This is a genomic window from Aeromonas sp. 97A (genome assembly GCF_051919185.1).
GTDB classification, from domain to species: Bacteria; Pseudomonadota; Gammaproteobacteria; order Enterobacterales; family Aeromonadaceae; genus Aeromonas; species Aeromonas veronii.
In genome coordinates this window covers 4,613,805-4,628,773 of sequence record NZ_JBQBFF010000001.1, presented here as the reverse complement: position 1 = coordinate 4,628,773, position 14,969 = coordinate 4,613,805, and the positions used below count along the sequence as shown (strand labels likewise).

16 protein-coding genes are annotated in these 14,969 nt (G+C 59.5%); 4 read left to right on the top strand and 12 right to left on the bottom strand.

Features of this window, described 5'->3' with window-relative positions:
* Positions 1-115 precede the first annotated feature (115 nt).
* Entirely contained in the window at positions 116-751 is a 636-nt protein-coding gene (gene trhA, locus ACTG27_RS21325; protein ID WP_042080056.1) for a PAQR family membrane homeostasis protein TrhA, read from the bottom strand.
* A 175-nt stretch (positions 752-926) separates the two neighbouring features.
* Between trhA and ACTG27_RS21320 the strand changes: the two genes are divergently transcribed.
* The 3 genes from ACTG27_RS21320 (at position 927) to ACTG27_RS21310 (ending at position 3,425) form a co-directional block, all read left to right on the top strand.
* A complete protein-coding gene (locus tag ACTG27_RS21320; protein WP_439980397.1) occupies positions 927-2,450 on the top strand; it encodes an aminotransferase class V-fold PLP-dependent enzyme in 1,524 nt (507 codons plus the stop codon).
* Between the two features lie 90 nt (positions 2,451-2,540).
* Positions 2,541-3,104, top strand: a complete 564-nt coding sequence (locus tag ACTG27_RS21315) for a septation protein A (RefSeq protein ID WP_021229465.1) — start codon at positions 2,541-2,543, stop codon at positions 3,102-3,104.
* Between the two features lie 24 nt (positions 3,105-3,128).
* Positions 3,129-3,425 (top strand): YciI family protein, encoded by a 297-nt coding sequence (locus tag ACTG27_RS21310; RefSeq protein ID WP_005354350.1) that lies wholly within the window; start codon positions 3,129-3,131, stop codon positions 3,423-3,425.
* A 78-nt stretch (positions 3,426-3,503) separates the two neighbouring features.
* Here ACTG27_RS21310 and cysQ read toward each other — a convergent pair whose 3' ends face one another.
* From cysQ to rpoE, 11 genes are all read right to left on the bottom strand, one after another.
* A complete protein-coding gene (cysQ, locus tag ACTG27_RS21305; protein ID WP_407704820.1) occupies positions 3,504-4,271 on the bottom strand; it encodes a 3'(2'),5'-bisphosphate nucleotidase CysQ in 768 nt (255 codons plus the stop codon).
* Between the two features lie 202 nt (positions 4,272-4,473).
* Entirely contained in the window at positions 4,474-5,211 is a 738-nt protein-coding gene (gene pdxJ, locus ACTG27_RS21300; RefSeq protein ID WP_201944399.1) for a pyridoxine 5'-phosphate synthase, read from the bottom strand.
* 84 nt (positions 5,212-5,295) lie between these two features.
* Positions 5,296-6,006, bottom strand: coding sequence for a DNA repair protein RecO (gene recO, locus ACTG27_RS21295; protein ID WP_201944398.1), 711 nt, complete (start codon positions 6,004-6,006; stop codon positions 5,296-5,298).
* Positions 6,007-6,906: a GTPase Era gene (era, locus tag ACTG27_RS21290; protein ID WP_005335393.1), complete on the bottom strand. Its 900-nt coding sequence runs from the start codon at positions 6,904-6,906 to the stop codon at positions 6,007-6,009. It abuts the gene before it with no gap.
* Positions 6,903-7,574, bottom strand: a complete 672-nt coding sequence (gene rnc / locus ACTG27_RS21285; protein WP_005335394.1) for a ribonuclease III — start codon at positions 7,572-7,574, stop codon at positions 6,903-6,905. The genes era and rnc overlap by 4 nt, the downstream gene beginning before the upstream one ends.
* Positions 7,575-8,498 carry a signal peptidase I gene (lepB, locus tag ACTG27_RS21280; RefSeq protein ID WP_439980394.1) on the bottom strand — a complete coding sequence of 308 codons (924 nt, stop codon included), beginning with the start codon at positions 8,496-8,498 and terminating at the stop codon, positions 7,575-7,577.
* Positions 8,499-8,501: 3 nt separating this feature from the next.
* Positions 8,502-10,295, bottom strand: a complete 1,794-nt coding sequence (lepA, locus tag ACTG27_RS21275; protein WP_005335396.1) for a translation elongation factor 4 — start codon at positions 10,293-10,295, stop codon at positions 8,502-8,504.
* A 116-nt stretch (positions 10,296-10,411) separates the two neighbouring features.
* Positions 10,412-10,873 (bottom strand): SoxR reducing system RseC family protein, encoded by a 462-nt coding sequence (locus ACTG27_RS21270; protein WP_139428717.1) that lies wholly within the window; start codon positions 10,871-10,873, stop codon positions 10,412-10,414.
* A 93-nt stretch (positions 10,874-10,966) separates the two neighbouring features.
* Positions 10,967-11,947, bottom strand: coding sequence for a MucB/RseB C-terminal domain-containing protein (locus tag ACTG27_RS21265; RefSeq protein WP_005335407.1), 981 nt, complete (start codon positions 11,945-11,947; stop codon positions 10,967-10,969).
* 21 nt (positions 11,948-11,968) lie between these two features.
* The gene (locus ACTG27_RS21260) at positions 11,969-12,571 is read right to left on the bottom strand and encodes an RseA family anti-sigma factor (protein ID WP_439980392.1); all 603 of its coding nucleotides are present in this window, start codon (positions 12,569-12,571) and stop codon (positions 11,969-11,971) included.
* Positions 12,572-12,593: 22 nt separating this feature from the next.
* Complete coding sequence (gene rpoE, locus ACTG27_RS21255) at positions 12,594-13,175, bottom strand: RNA polymerase sigma factor RpoE (RefSeq protein ID WP_005335411.1); 582 nt, start codon at positions 13,173-13,175, stop codon at positions 12,594-12,596.
* A gap of 182 nt (positions 13,176-13,357) precedes the next feature.
* On the opposite strand from rpoE, the gene nadB reads away from it, so the two are divergent.
* Positions 13,358-14,965 carry an L-aspartate oxidase gene (gene nadB, locus ACTG27_RS21250; protein WP_110304308.1) on the top strand — a complete coding sequence of 536 codons (1,608 nt, stop codon included), beginning with the start codon at positions 13,358-13,360 and terminating at the stop codon, positions 14,963-14,965.
* The last annotated feature ends 4 nt before the right edge of the window (positions 14,966-14,969 follow it).

The following is a 14,969-nucleotide window of genomic DNA, read 5'->3' as shown; positions in this document are numbered from 1 at the left end:
TTGCGAATTGAACTGGCCCTAGCTTGTCAGCAAACGCTGATGCCAACTGTGTGATACCGCACGAATTTATCCTTTTTCGCGCTAAAAATACCAATTAAGGGCTAGTTGCAAGACGTTAGGCGACGTAGCCGTAAATGGCCATAAAGTGACAAACGCTGCCACCCAGCACAAAGAGATGCCAGATGGCGTGGTTATAGGGGATCTGCTTGGCCACATAGAAGATGACCCCGAGGCTGTAGATAAGGCCACCAAGCCCGAGCAGCAGCAGCCCCTCACCGGCCAGATGGATATAGAGCTGATAGATGACCACCAGCGACAGCCAGCCCAGCATCAGGTAGGTAAAGAGCGACAACTTCTTGAAGCGATTGATAAACACCAGCTTGAACACCACGCCAGCCAGCGCCAGGGCCCAGATCACCACCATCAACCCCTTAGCCAGCGGCGTATCGAGCGCCACCAGCAGGAAGGGGGTATAGGTGCCGGCAATCAGCAGATAGATGGCGCAGTGATCAAACACCTTGCACCAACGTCTGGCCCGCCCTGACCCCATGCTGTGATAGAGGGTCGAGGCGAGATAGAGCAGCACCAGACTGCCGCCATAAAGGCTGTAACTCACCAGCGCCTGCGTGCCCTGCCCCCATCCCTTGATGAGCAACAACACCAGCCCGACAATCCCCAGCAACAATCCCGCACCGTGACTCAGCCGGTTTGCCAGCTCCTCTCGGGGGGAGTAATCCATCACACCACTCATAACATCGACTCCACAATAACTGTGGCTCACTCTACCCAGCGCCATTTCAGAGTACAAGTGTTCGCTTAAAAAATGGAGTGGCTGTCACCTGCCCCCCTTTGGTGTATGCTCTGCCGCCGATGCCCGAGACAAACGGCATAGACACCTACCCTGGTGAACTGGTCTGGAGAACCTGATGAAGTTGACTGAGCTGTTTGCACAAGCGGATCCCGCCTTTGGCGAGGCGATGAACACCTTGCTGGAGAGCTTCCACCACTCCGACGACAGTCAGGCCCCCTATCAGCGCGACCTGTTCACCCACCAGCTCGATCAATCCCGCATGCCTGCAGTCGGCCAACCTATCGAGGAGTATCTGGCGCGGCTGGCCACTCTGGTGCCCGGCGCCTCGCACCTCACCTCACCACGCTACATGGGCCACATGACGGCGCCCCTGCCGGCCTATACCGCCGAGCTGTCGCGCCTGCTGGTGATGCTCAACCAGAATCCGATGAAGATGGAGTCCTCCCGCCTGCTCAGCTTTCTGGAGCGGGAGGTGCTGGCCAAGCTGCACCGCCTCATCTATGGCAGGGACGATGCCTTCTACGGCGAGCAGATGCATGCCAAGGATGCCGCCCTCGGCGTCATGACCAGCGGTGGCACCATCGCCAACGTCACGGCACTGTGGCTGGCCCGCAATCGCGCCTGTGGCGACAACCTGTTCGCCCTCTATGAGCAGGGCTATCGCGGCGCCGTCATTCTGGGTTCCCGGCTGATGCACTACTCCTTCGACAAAGGGATGGATCTGCTGGGACTGGGCGCCCGCAGCGTCTGGCGCCTTGAGACTGACGAACAGAACCGGCTCTGTCTGGCTGCGCTGGAGCAGGCGCTGCTCCAGTGCAAGGAACAGAAATTGAAAGTACTGGCATTGGTCGGCGTGGCTGGCAGTACCGACTTTGGCTCCATCGACCCCCTGCCGGAGCTGGCGACCATCGCCGAGCGCGAGCAGATCCACTTCCACGTGGATGCGGCCTGGGGTGGCCCGACCCTCTTCTCCTCCCGCTATCAAAACCTGCTGGCCGGGATCGAGCGCGCAGATACCGTCACCCTGGATGGCCACAAACAGCTGCTGGTGCCGCTCGGTACCGGCATGCTGCTCTGCCGCCAGCCCGACCTGATGATGGCGGTCAAGCGGGAGGCGCCCTATGCCATTCGCGCCACCTCGTTCGATCAGGGCCGCTTTACGCTGGAGGGCACCCGCCCGGCCAACGCCCTCTATCTGGACGCCGCCTTCCAGCTCTTCGGCCAGCAAGGCTATGCCGAGCTTATCGAAGCCAACTACGACCGGGCGCGACTGATGGCCGAGCTCATCACCAGCAATCCCGCGTTCGAGCTGATGTCGGCACCGGTGATGAATCTGCTCTCCTACCGCTGTATTCCGCCCCACCTGCAGGGCAAGGTGCTGGATGAAGCAGCCAACGAGCAGATCAACGCCTTCAACGTAGCGCTGCAAAAAGCCCAGCGCGCCGAGGGACACAGCTTTGTCTCCCGTACCCAGCGGGCGGTGGTACGCTACGGTGCCCAACCGCTCACCCTGCTGCGCGCCGTGCTGCTCAACCCGCTTATCGAAGAGCGCCATATCCGCGACCTGCTGGCCGATCAGCAGCGACTGAGGATCTCGATTGCACGCCAACTGTTTGGCGACAGCGCGGAACCGGCGTAAAAATGAGCGGTCTTATTCATTTGCCGTTGTCCACCGTACAGGTAGACTGGGCAAAATTTGCAGGCCATCTTTGAGGACTAGGCGCCAACAATGAAGCAATTTATTGAATTTATTCCACTTATCGTTTTCTTCGCGGTCTACAAGTTCTACGACATCTACATGGCTACCGGCGCACTGGTGGTGGTCACCGGTCTGCAGCTCGCCTATAGCTGGATCCGCTATCGCAAAGTCGAGAAGATGCAGCTCTTTACCTTCCTGCTGGTCGGCTTCTTTGGCGGCCTCACCGTCTTCTTCCACGATGACACCTTCATCAAGTGGAAAGTGACTGTCATCAACGTACTGTTCGCACTGGGTCTGCTCATCAGCCGCTACGGCTTTGGCAAGAATCTGATCAAACAGATGCTGGCCAAGGAGCTGCAAGCACCCGATAAGGTCTGGGACACAGTCAATCTCGGCTGGGTCGGCTTCTTTACCGTCTGTGGCCTGCTCAACCTCTACGTGGCATTCAACATGCCGCAAGAGATGTGGGTCAACTTCAAGGTGTTCGGCCTGCTGGGGATGACGCTGGTCTTTACCCTGCTCAGCGGCGTCTACCTCTACCGCCATATCCCTGCCGAGCAGTTGTCCCAGCAAAAAGACGAACCAAAAAAATAACCCTCATCAGAAAAGGATTGTCTCATGTGGTATCTCATCTACTCCGAAGATGTCCCCGATAGCCTGCCACTGCGCAAGCAAGTTCGCCCTGCCCATCTGGCTCGCCTGCAAGCTCTGCAGGATGAGGGGCGGCTGCTGACTGCCGGCCCCAACCCGGCCATCGATGCCGAGGATCCGGCCGATGCCGGCTTTACCGGCAGCACCGTCATCGCCGAGTTTGCCTCGCAAGCGGACGCCCAGGCATGGGCCGATGCCGATCCCTATGTGGCAGCTGGCGTCTATGCCAAAGTGACCATCAAGCCGTTCAAGAAAGTCTTCTGACCCAAAGCGCATAGCTAAATAAAAAGGCCGGACTGGAAGTTCATTCCAGTCCGGCCTTTTTGCATCCCGATATCTCGTTTATGCCTTGGCGACAAACCAGGGATTGAGGATATCGGGCTTGTTGTAGGCAAGGGGTGAGCCATCGAGCTGGGTGACGCTGCCACCGGCCCCCTCCAGCACAGCCTGCGCCGCGCCGGTATCCCACTCGCAGGTGGGGGCGAGGCGCGGATAGAGCTCGGCGCCCCCCTCGGCGATGATGCAGAACTTGAGGGAGCTGCCCATAGAGACCAGCTCGATCTCGCCAAAAGGTGCCAAGAAATCGAGGGTCGCCTGCGACAGGTGGTTGCGACTGCCCACCACTCGCCACGCCTCTCCTTCACGATGAGGCCGGGTCTGGATAGGCTCACACTTGCCATCGGCGATACGCCAGGCGCCTACTCCTTTGCCGCCATACCAGAGCTTATCCAGCACAGGGGCATAGACCAGCCCCCAGCGCGGCGCCCCCCCTTCAATCAGCGCGATATTGACGGTGAACTCGCCGTTGCGGGAAACAAACTCCTTGGTGCCGTCGAGGGGATCCACCAGCCAGTAGCGGGACCAGCTGTGGCGCGCCGCCATCACCTCGGACCCCGACTCCTCCGACAGCACAGGGATATCGGGAGTCAGCCGTGCCAACCCCTGAACGATCACCTCATGAGCCCCCTTGTCGGCAGCGGTAAGCGGGCTCTCGTCGCTCTTGTACTCCACCGCGAAGGGCTGGCTGTAGATGGCCATGATGGCCGCTCCCGCCGCGCGGGCGACAGGTTCAAGTTCGGTGATATCGGGGTGGTACAAGGGATGATCCATAACAATCTCGTCCAGCTTACAGGGTCAACCAGTGTAACCCTTTTGACATCAACTGCTTATAGCCGATTGTGCTGGGTTATTACAGCTCGGTGGCCGCCAAGCCATTGCCCTCACTTGAACAACACCTGAAATAACAAAGGACGCCGCGGCGTCCCTTGCTATTTCTAGCGGCCGGTCTCAGGCCGCGGACCCATCCAGCGAATCAGATCCCCTGACGGGCTTCCTGCATCAGCAGGCGCATATCGCTCACGGCCTTGGCCAGACCGTCGAAGGCGGCGCGGCCGATAATGGCGTGGCCGATATTGAGCTCATAGAGCTCGGGGATGGCGGCGATGGCCTTGACGTTGTGGTAGTGCAGGCCGTGACCGGCATTGACCTTCAAGCCCTTGCCAGCGGCATAGGAGGCGCCGGCGGCGATGCGCTTGAACTCGGCGTTGCGCTCGGCATCAGTGGTGGCATCGGCATAGCGACCGGTGTGGATCTCGATAAAGGGGGCGCCACTCTCAGCAGCCGCATCAATCTGGATGGGATCGGCATCGATAAAAAGGGAAACCTGGGCCCCCACAGCGGAGAGACGGGCAACAGCGTCAGTCACCTTGTCCAGCTGACCGGCCACGTCCAGACCGCCCTCGGTGGTCACCTCGGTGCGCTTCTCAGGCACCAGACAGACGAAGTGGGGCTTGATACGGCAGGCGATGCCGATCATCTCTTCGGTCACTGCCATCTCCAGGTTCATTCTGGTCTGGATAGTCTGGCGCAGGATATCCACATCGCGGTCGGTGATGTGGCGGCGATCTTCACGCAGATGCACGGTAATGCCATCGGCCCCGGCCTGCTCGGCCACGAATGCGGCCTGTACCGGATCAGGATACTGGGTGCCACGGGCGTTGCGCAGGGTGGCGATATGGTCGATGTTCACACCCAGATAGATTTCACTCATTGAGAACTCCTTGAAAGGCTTCATCTGTTGACTGCGCGGTCAGCGAATCACACCGCGCCAATATCCGTATGTCTGTAATCTGTGTCAGCCTTGCATACTGGCTTTGCGTTTTAAAAACAGCTCCCGGCTCTTTAGCTGGCGCTTGCCCAGATAGGGTTGCAGTGCCAGTCGGCTGAAACGTTTGGCCGCCTGCAGCAAGGGGGGGGTATCGAAACGTCCCTCGGCAAAGGCGAGCAGGTGGGCACCGAGAAACAGGGTACGGGGATCCGGCGCCCGCTCGCAAGCAACAAAGCCCAATTCACGCTCGAAGCCATAGAGCAAGGTCGGCTCGATGGGCAACTCGTCGTCCGCCGTGTATTCGAAATCCACCGCATAGCCGAGCGCCTGCAACAGCAGGAACTCAAAGCGACGCAACGGCAGCTCCGGCGTCTCGCCGTCGGCAAGCGCCATGATGGCACGGGCATAGGCGTCGAATACTTCGGGGAACGGGGTGTGCGCTTCCAGCAGGTAGTAGACCAGCTCGTTGAGATAGAGGCCGTAGAAGAGGCGATCGCCGCCGAGACGCAGGGAGTGATCCGGGCATTCGACCTGGGTGAGGTTCTTGAGATCACCCTTGCCGCGCCAGGCGATGGTGAGCAGGGTAAAGGGTTGCAGCAGCCCCTTGAGAGGGGAGCGTGGCCCGCGAGAACCGCGAGCCACCAGAGTAAATCGGCCACTATCCTGGGTGAAGACCTCGACCAGCTGGCTGGTCTCCCGATAGGGCCGACTGTGGATGACGAAAGCCGGGGTCAGCAATCAGTCGTCGCCATACCCGAGGCTGCGCAGGGCGCGCTCATCATCAGCCCAGCCCGACTTGACCTTGACCCACAGCTCGAGGTGCACCTTGTTCTGGAACAGACGTTCCATATCGAGGCGCGCTTCGGTGCCGATGGTCTTGATCTTCTCGCCCTTGTTGCCGATGACCATCTTCTTCTGGCCATCGCGCTCGACCAGAATGAGGCCGTGGATGTGGTAGAGGCCGTTCTCTTCCACCTTGAAGCGCTCGATCTCCACCGTCACCGAGTAGGGCAGCTCCTCGCCGGTGAAGCGCATCAGCTTCTCGCGGATGATTTCGGAGGCCATAAAGCGGGAGGAGCGGTCGGTCACGTAATCTTCCGGGAAGAAGTGGACGTTTTCCGGCAGCAGATCCTTGGCCCACTCGCGGATCTTCTCCACGTTGGTGCCCTTTTCGGCACTAATGGGCAGAATATGGGCGAAGTTCATCTGTTGGCCCAGCCACTCGAGGTGGGGCAGCAGATCTTCTTTCTCTTTGACGTTGTCAATCTTGTTGACCGCCAGCACCACCGGGCACTTGAGATTGCGCAGCTTGCCCAGCACCATCTCGTCGTCTTTGGTCCAGTGGGTACCGTCAACCATGAATACCACCATGGCCACATCCCCCAGCGAACTGGTGGCGGCACGGTTCATCAGGCGGTTGATGGCCCGTTTCTCTTCAATGTGCAGACCCGGGGTATCTACATAGATGGTCTGGTAGTTATCCTCGGTGTCGATCCCCAAAATCCGGTGACGGGTGGTCTGGGGCTTCTTCGAGGTAATGCTGACCTTCTGGCCAAGCAGCTTGTTGAGCAGGGTGGACTTGCCCACATTCGGGCGGCCCACGATGGCGACAAAGCCGCAATAGGTAGTATCTGTCATGACAGTTTTTCCAATGCTTGCTGCGCCGCGGCCTGTTCGGCCTTGCGACGGCTGGTGCCGACCCCGACGAGGGGACCATCCAGACCTTCCACGTCACACTGGACAGTGAACTCCTGGTTGTGGGCCTCGCCCTTGACGTTGGTCACGGTGTAGGTCGGCAGGGATTTGCGGCTTCCCTGCAAAATTTCTTGCAGACGGGTCTTGGGATCTTTCTGCTCGATGCCTGGCTTGATCTCTTCCAGGCGGCTGGCATACCAGCTCAGCAGCAGTGTCCGCACCGTCTCAAGATTGGTATCCAGATAGACGGCACCGATCACCGCCTCGACCGTGTCGGCCAGAATGGATTCGCGGCGAAAACCGCCGCTCTTGAGTTCGCCGGGACCGAGGATCAGGTGATCCCCGAGGTCAAACTCCCGGCCCAGTTCGGCCAGGGTCTTCTCGCGCACCAGGGTGGCGCGCATCCGGCTGAGATCCCCTTCCGCCGCTTGCGGGAAGCGGTGGAAGAGATCGTCGGCAATCACCAGACTCAAAATGGAGTCCCCCAGAAATTCCAGTCGCTCATTGTGACGGGAACCGGCGCTGCGGTGAGTCAGCGCGCGGGTCAGCAGTTCCAGATCCGCAAAGACATGCCCGAGACGGGACTGCAGTCTGTTCATTTTGATATTCATTTACTTGATTCCGCCAATGCGGTTGAAGCGCACACCTGTCGGTACCCAACTTGGCAGCAGGGAGCCTTCTTCGCGCTCGAATTCAAAACTTATCCAGATAGCGACCGCCTTGCCGACCAGATTCTGCTCGGGCACAAAGCCCCAGAAGCGGCTGTCGGTGCTGTTGTCGCGGTTGTCGCCCATCACGAAATACTGACCTTCCGGTACCACCCACTCGTCGGGGTAGGTGCCGGGCTGGCGATAGTAACGGCCAACCATGTCGGGCATCAGCGGATTGCGCAGGGTCTCGTGGGAGACATCACCCAACTGCTCGGTATAGCGGTCAAGGGGGATCCCCATCTGGGTAAATTCGCCTCTTTGTTCAAACTTGACGTTGAGCTTCTTGAAGCCCGAGCACGTTTTCCCTTCCTGTTCCTCGCACTTGGGCCGGATCATCAGCTCCTTGTTGCGATAGATAACCCGATCACCCGGCATGCCGACCACCCGCTTGATGTAGTCAACGCGCGGTTCAAGGGGATACTTGAACACCACCACATCGCCACGTTTGGGCTCGCCAGTCTCGAGGAACTTGGTGTTGGTCACCGGGTCCCGCAGACCATAGGCAAATTTTTCCACCAGGATGAAGTCGCCCACCAGCAGGGTGGGCATCATGGAACCTGACGGGATCTGGAACGGTTCAAAAATGAACGAACGCAGGATCAGCACAAAGGTGATGACCGGGAAGACCCCGGCGGTCTGCTCAATCCAGACCGGTACGGGGGCCACCTTGGCCAGAGTCTTCTCATCCAGGTGGGCACCGCCATGGGCACGAGCCACGGCAATCTTGGCGGCGCGCTGCTTGGACCAAATCATCTTGTCCAGACACCAGATAACACCGGTGATCGCGCAGACCACCACCAGGATCAGGGAAAACGTGCTTGCCATCTATTAATCCTTTCCGACGTGGAGAATCGCGAGGAAGGCTTCCTGCGGCACGTCGACACGGCCGAGGGACTTCATCCGCTTCTTACCTTCTTTCTGCTTGTTCAGCAGTTTCTTCTTACGACTCACGTCACCACCGTAGCACTTGGCGGTTACGTCTTTACGCAGAGCCTTGACGGTGCTGCGTGCGATGATCTGGTTGCCGATGGCCGCCTGAATGGCGATATCGAACATCTGGCGCGGGATCAGCTCGCGCATCTTCTCCACCACCTGACGACCGCGATACTGGGCGTTGTCTTTGTGGGTGATGATTGCCAGGGCATCGACGCGCTCACCGTTGATCATGATGTCCAAACGGACCATGTCGGAGGTTTCGAAACGCTTGAAGCCGTAGTCCAGCGAGGCGTAACCGCGACTGGTGGATTTCAGACGATCGAAGAAGTCGAGCACCACTTCTGCCATCGGGATTTCATAGGTCAGTGCCACCTGCTTGCCGTGGTAGACCATGTTGGTCTGCACGCCACGCTTCTCGATACAGAGGGTGATCACGTTGCCCATGTACTCCTGCGGCAGCAGGATATGACACTCGGCGATCGGCTCGCGCATCTCCTTGATGCTGGTGATGGCAGGCATCTGGGCCGGGCTGTCGATGTGGATGGTGGAACCGTCGGTCAGCTCGATCTCGTACACTACGGTCGGCGCCGTGGTGATCAGATCCAGATCGTATTCACGCTCCAGACGCTCCTGAATGATCTCCATGTGCAGCATGCCGAGGAAGCCGCAACGGAAGCCGAAGCCCAGCGCCGTGGAGCTCTCCGGTTCGAAGAACAGGGAGGCATCGTTCAGGGAGAGCTTGTCGAGGGCGTCACGGAACGACTCATAGTCATCGCTGGAGATGGGGAACAGACCCGCATACACCTGCGGCTTCACCTTCTTGAAGCCAGCCAGCGCCTTGTCGGCACCGTTCTTGGCCTGAGTCAGGGTATCGCCCACCGGCGCGCCGTGGATGTCCTTGATACCGCAGACAACCCAACCTACCTCGCCACAGCCCAGACCCTGGGTATCCACCTGCTTGGGCGTGAAGATACCGATACGATCGACACCCCACACCTGACCGGTGCTCATCACCTTGATCTTGTCGTTCTTCTTCAGGGAACCGTTCTTGATCCGCACCAAAGAGACAACGCCCAGATAGGAGTCGAACCAGGAGTCGATGATCAGCGCCTGCAGCGGGGCATCCGGATCACCTTCCGGCGCCGGGATCTTGGCGACGATCTCTTCCAGCACCAGGTCAACACCCAGGCCGGTCTTGGCAGAGCAGCGCACCGCATCGACTGCGTCGATACCGACGATGTCTTCGATCTCCTCGGCAACCCGCTCGGGTTCTGCGGCCGGCAGGTCAATCTTGTTCAGCACCGGCACCACTTCCAGATCCATTTCCATGGCGGTATAGCAGTTGGCCAGAGTCTGTGCCTCAACCCCCTGGCCGGCATCCACCACCAGCAGCGCCCCTTCACAGGCCGCCAAAGAGCGGGAGACCTCGTAGGAGAAATCCACGTGGCCCGGGGTGTCGATAAAGTTCAGCTGGTAGGTGTTACCGTCTTGTGCCTGGTAGTTCAGGGTCACACTCTGTGCTTTGATGGTAATGCCGCGCTCGCGCTCCAGATCCATGGAGTCAAGCACCTGAGCCTGCATCTCGCGGTCGGACAAGCCACCGCAAGTCTGGATCAGACGGTCCGACAGGGTCGATTTACCGTGGTCGATGTGCGCAATAATCGAAAAGTTACGAATGTGTTTCATCGAGCAAGAGTCACTCAAAATTAGTTAAGGTCAGTTATGGAGGCGCGATTTTACTGGATAACCCGGCTGACGGCCATTCTTTAGTCGCCAGCGCCAGTGAAATAGCGCCTGTTCGGTCAGGGGAGGATGCGGACAGGGACTACCACGCCGAGCATCTGCGGGCCGTAGCGCCCCTGATCCAGGCGGTTGGAAAAGTAACGAACCAGTAAAAAGCCCAGCACGCCCCCCAGCAGGCAGCAGAGAATGGTAATTCCCTCCCCGCCCGAGAGCAGCGGCGCCAGCCAGAGCTGCCCCAGCAAGGCGCCGGCCAACAGACAGAAAAGCGGCAGCACATAGACCAGCGCCGCCCCGCGCAGCAGACTCTCCTGCGGGATACCGAGCCTCACTTGCTGGCCAACCCGCACCTCGGCGGTCAGCCTGACTCGCAAGCGGGGAGCTTTCAGGGGAAACGCCTTGGCCACGGTGCCGGTACCGCAGTTGGATTGCTGCTGACAACCACTGCAGGCAGAGCGACGCTCGCACTCCACCCAGGCATGGGCACCCTCAATGGCCACCACGGTCGCCAGCTCTTCACTCATCTCATTCACGGCAACACCTCGGGTTCACACAATCAGGGGATCTGACCACGACTCGCCACGCTCGGCAAGCGGGGGACAACCCCGCAGCCCCCGTTACTGCACCGCTTCGTTGCGGGCCAGCGGCTGGACCGACTCGGCGATGCGCTTGGCGGTTTCGGCAGGCACCTCGCCGACCACGGTGATCTCGACCCCCACCTCGTTGACATAGCTCACCAGCGAAGTCGCCCCCTGGCGGATCAGCTGCTGGCGCACCGCCTGCTTGGGATCGACCCGGGAGACGTAGACCGAGAGATCCACCAGCCCGTCGGAGAGCATCATGTAATCCACCGGCATACTGGTGGTCACCAGCTGGTGCCTGTCTTGCGACAGCACCTTGAAGCCATCGGGCAACCAGGTGATCTGCCAGTTCAACTGCTGTTGCGGCGCCGGATAGGCATCCTCCAGCGCCAGCGCCGGAGGCTGCTTGCTGTTGGCCAGCTTCACCAGCCAGGGGGCCGGTTTGCTCTGCAGATCCAGTTCGACACCAAGTACCTGCTCCACCAGATTGCCTTCCCGCTCGACCATGTCGATCCGCAGCAGCAAGTGGCTCTGCTCATCAATCCAGAGCACGAAACCATATTTGTCGGCCTCTTTAGGCACCAGCCTTACCACCTGCGCCACCACACCGGCAACCCGGCTGCGGCCGGCCAGCACAGGATCATAGCTCTCCAGCACCTGTGCCAGCGGCATCTTCACCAGGGTCGACCAGATGCCGGGGAAGCGGGCATCCTTCAGGGTGTAGGGATCGTGGCTGTTTTCAAAGAAGGTGTATTCGTTCTGGCGCTGGAGATACTCGATCGCCTTGCCGTCGAGGTAACTGAGGTGGGCCACTTCCTTGCCGTTGATCACGGCATGGCTGATCCGGATCGGTTCAAGACGCCCCTGACGGGCCTTGACCATGGACAACTCGAAATTCTGTTGCTGCACGGCACTCTGCATCTGCTGCAACAAGGCCTCGGCCGACTTATCGTCGGCCGAGGCCTTGGCACTAATCAGCAGGAGAGAGGCCAGCAAAATACGGCTGGACTGGCGCACGTTTGTATCCCTGACAACTCGTTATTGTTGGACCTGTCTGTCTTGCAACAGGCGCTGCTGTAACTGGTGATCACGCAGGAAGGCGTTGATGCGTTCGCGCTGCTCCTGCATCTGCTGTTCGGTCAGCCCCTGCTGACGGGCACGGGCACCATCCTGTTGCGGATAGTGAACACTCACAGGCGCCGCACTGCCACCGATTGGAATGGTATTGAGCACCGGATTGGCCGGAACGCCATCCTGCCCCTGATACTGCTGCACCCCGAAGATAACAGCAGCGGCCACAGATGCCGCAATGGCATATTGACCCAGTTGCTGACCGACACGGCGGAACAACGGAACCACATTGGCATCTGTCTTGACCGGCGCAACGGCTGGTTGCAGCACGGGAGCCGTCTCGACCGGCTTGGGTGCCAGTATGGTGGGCTCATCCTCCAGCGCAGCCATGATGCTGTCACTGAGATCCAGTTGCAGATTGACCGGCAGGTCACCCCGCATGGCATCGCCAATCAGGTGGTAACGACCCCAGGTATCTTGCAAGTCGGAGTCCATCTCCAGCTCGTTCAGTACCTCTGCGTCACTCAGGTCACCATCCATCAGGGCAGAGATTTGCTCTTTATTTGCCATAAGTTAACCCGTCTTTCCCCAGTTAATTCTCGATCAGAGGTTGCAGCTTTTTATCGATTGCTTCCCTCGCCCGGAAGATACGGGATCTGACCGTACCCACTGGGCAATCCATGATTTCGGCAATCTCTTCGTAGCTCAGCCCTTCCAACTCGCGAAGGGTGATAGCTGTCCTCAGGTCTTCCGGCAATGCCTCTATGGCTGAAAACACGGTGCGTTTGATCTCGTCAGTCAGCGCCAGGTTTTCGGGGGTTGAGACCTCTTGCAAGGCTTCACCACCACCATAAGACTCCGCTTCGTCAGCCTCCACATCACTGCTGGGCGGCCTGCGCCCCTGGGAGGTGAGATAATTCTTCGCCGTGTTGACGGCAATTCGGTACAACCAGGTGTAAAAAGCACTTTCGCCACGGAATGTCGGCAATGCACGGTAGGCTTTTATAAAGGCCTCTTGCGCCACATCGGGCACATCACCGGGATTGTTGACATACCTGGCAACCAGGTTGACCACCTTATGCTGGTATTTTTTTACCAACAGGTTGAAAGCTGCTTTATCGCCGCGCTGGACCCGTTCAACCAGCTGTTCGTCCAGTAGATTCTGGTCGCTCATCAGAGCCGTAAAACCCCCATCAGGTTATCGTTTTTCTTTTCCGGCCCTTCCTAAGCGCACAAGTTCAGACAGGGAGAATCAGAGAAAGTTCGCTTCAATTGAAAAAAATGTGATGCAGGCTGCATCCTCGCCCTCGCTTGGGCTACCATGGTGCCAGTTCTTAATCCAGGCCAATGATACTTATGAAAGCAAGTGTTGAATACCTTTGCGATGTACTGATCATTGGCAGCGGTGCCGCTGGTTTGTCCCTCGCGTTGCGATTGGCAGACCACGCCAAAGTCCTGGTTCTGAGCAAGGGGCCCATCAGTGAAGGGGCCACTTTCTATGCGCAAGGAGGCATCGCTGCCGTTTTCGACGAAACCGACAGCATCGAATCCCACGTGAGCGACACGCTCAACGCGGGCGCCGGGTTGTGTGACCCGGCCGTGGTCGAGTTCACCGCTCGCCACGCCCGCGAGTCCATCCAGTGGCTCATTCAGCAAGGGGTCCCCTTCGATCAGGAGGAGAACGCCGACGGCGAATCCCAGTACCACCTCACCCGCGAAGGGGGACACAGCCATCGCCGCATCTTCCACGCGGCGGATGCCACCGGCAAAGCGGTGCAACTCACCCTGATCGATCAGGTGCGCGCTCACCCCAATATCCAGCTGATGGAGCGCTTCAACGCGGTCGACCTCATCACCACCCGCAAGCTCAACCTGCCGGGCAACAAGGTGCTGGGGGCCTACGTCTGGAACCGCAACGCCGAGCAGGTCGAGGTGATCCGTGCCCGTTTCGTGGCGCTGGCCACCGGTGGCGCCTCCAAGGTCTACCAGTACACCTCCAACCCGGATGTGAGCTCTGGCGATGGCATCGCCATGGCATGGCGGGCCGGCTGCCGGGTAGCGAACCTGGAGTTCAACCAGTTCCACCCCACCAGTCTGTTCCACCCGGACGATCCCAACTTCCTGCTGACCGAAGCGCTGCGTGGCGAGGGGGCCTATCTGCGCCGCCCGGACGGCAGCCGCTTTATGCAGGAGTTTGACGAGCGGGCCGAGCTGGCACCGCGGGATATCGTCGCCCGCGCCATCGACCACGAGATGAAGCGACTCGGCGCCGACTGCATGTATCTGGATATCAGCCACAAACCGGCCGATTTCATCATCAAGCACTTCCCGACCATTTATGAGCGCTGCCTCGCGGTCGGCATCGACATCACCAAGGAGCCGATGCCCATCGTGCCGGCCGCCCACTACACCTGTGGCGGCGTGATGATCGATAACAACGGCCAGACCGATATCCCCGGCCTCTATGCCATCGGCGAAGTGACCTACACCGGCCTGCACGGCGCCAACCGCATGGCCTCCAACTCCCTGCTGGAATGCGTGGTCTATGCCCATCAGGCGGGGGCCGACATTCTGGCCAAGCTGCCGATGAGTGTGGAGCCGCCGCGCCTGCCGGTGTGGGACGAGAGCAAGGTGGAAGATTCCGACGAACTGGTGGTGATCCAGCACAACTGGCACGAGCTGCGGTTGATGATGTGGGACTACGTGGGGATAGTGCGTACCAACAAACGCCTGGCCCGCGCCAAGCGCCGCATCGACCTGCTCAAGCAGGAGGTGCAGGAGTACTACGCCAACTTCCGCGTCTCCAACAACCTGCTGGAGCTGCGCAACCTGCTGCAGGTGGCCGAGCTTATCGTCAACTGCGCCCTGCAGCGCAAGGAGTCGCGCGGCCTGCACTACAACCTGGATTATCCGGATATGCTGCCGGACTCCAAACCGACCGTGCTGACCCCGGAGCGGGATTAATCCC

Excerpts from the sequence above, each read along its gene's own strand:
- rnc (WP_005335394.1), bottom strand. The coding sequence starts at position 7,574 with ATGAATATCAAAATGAACAGACTGCAGTCCCGTCTCGGGCATGTCTTT.
- ACTG27_RS21270 (WP_139428717.1), bottom strand. The coding sequence starts at position 10,873 with ATGAGTGAAGAGCTGGCGACCGTGGTGGCCATTGAGGGTGCCCATGCC.
- lepB (WP_439980394.1), bottom strand. The coding sequence starts at position 8,498 with ATGGCAAGCACGTTTTCCCTGATCCTGGTGGTGGTCTGCGCGATCACC.
- rpoE (WP_005335411.1), bottom strand. The coding sequence starts at position 13,175 with ATGAGCGACCAGAATCTACTGGACGAACAGCTGGTTGAACGGGTCCAG.
- lepA (WP_005335396.1), bottom strand. The coding sequence starts at position 10,295 with ATGAAACACATTCGTAACTTTTCGATTATTGCGCACATCGACCACGGT.
- cysQ (WP_407704820.1), bottom strand. The coding sequence starts at position 4,271 with ATGGATCATCCCTTGTACCACCCCGATATCACCGAACTTGAACCTGTC.
- trhA (WP_042080056.1), bottom strand. The coding sequence starts at position 751 with ATGAGTGGTGTGATGGATTACTCCCCCCGAGAGGAGCTGGCAAACCGG.
- ACTG27_RS21315 (WP_021229465.1), top strand. The coding sequence starts at position 2,541 with ATGAAGCAATTTATTGAATTTATTCCACTTATCGTTTTCTTCGCGGTC.
- ACTG27_RS21260 (WP_439980392.1), bottom strand. The coding sequence starts at position 12,571 with ATGGCAAATAAAGAGCAAATCTCTGCCCTGATGGATGGTGACCTGAGT.
- ACTG27_RS21310 (WP_005354350.1), top strand. The coding sequence starts at position 3,129 with ATGTGGTATCTCATCTACTCCGAAGATGTCCCCGATAGCCTGCCACTG.
- pdxJ (WP_201944399.1), bottom strand. The coding sequence starts at position 5,211 with ATGAGTGAAATCTATCTGGGTGTGAACATCGACCATATCGCCACCCTG.
- nadB (WP_110304308.1), top strand. The coding sequence starts at position 13,358 with ATGAAAGCAAGTGTTGAATACCTTTGCGATGTACTGATCATTGGCAGC.
- ACTG27_RS21320 (WP_439980397.1), top strand. The coding sequence starts at position 927 with ATGAAGTTGACTGAGCTGTTTGCACAAGCGGATCCCGCCTTTGGCGAG.
- era (WP_005335393.1), bottom strand. The coding sequence starts at position 6,906 with ATGACAGATACTACCTATTGCGGCTTTGTCGCCATCGTGGGCCGCCCG.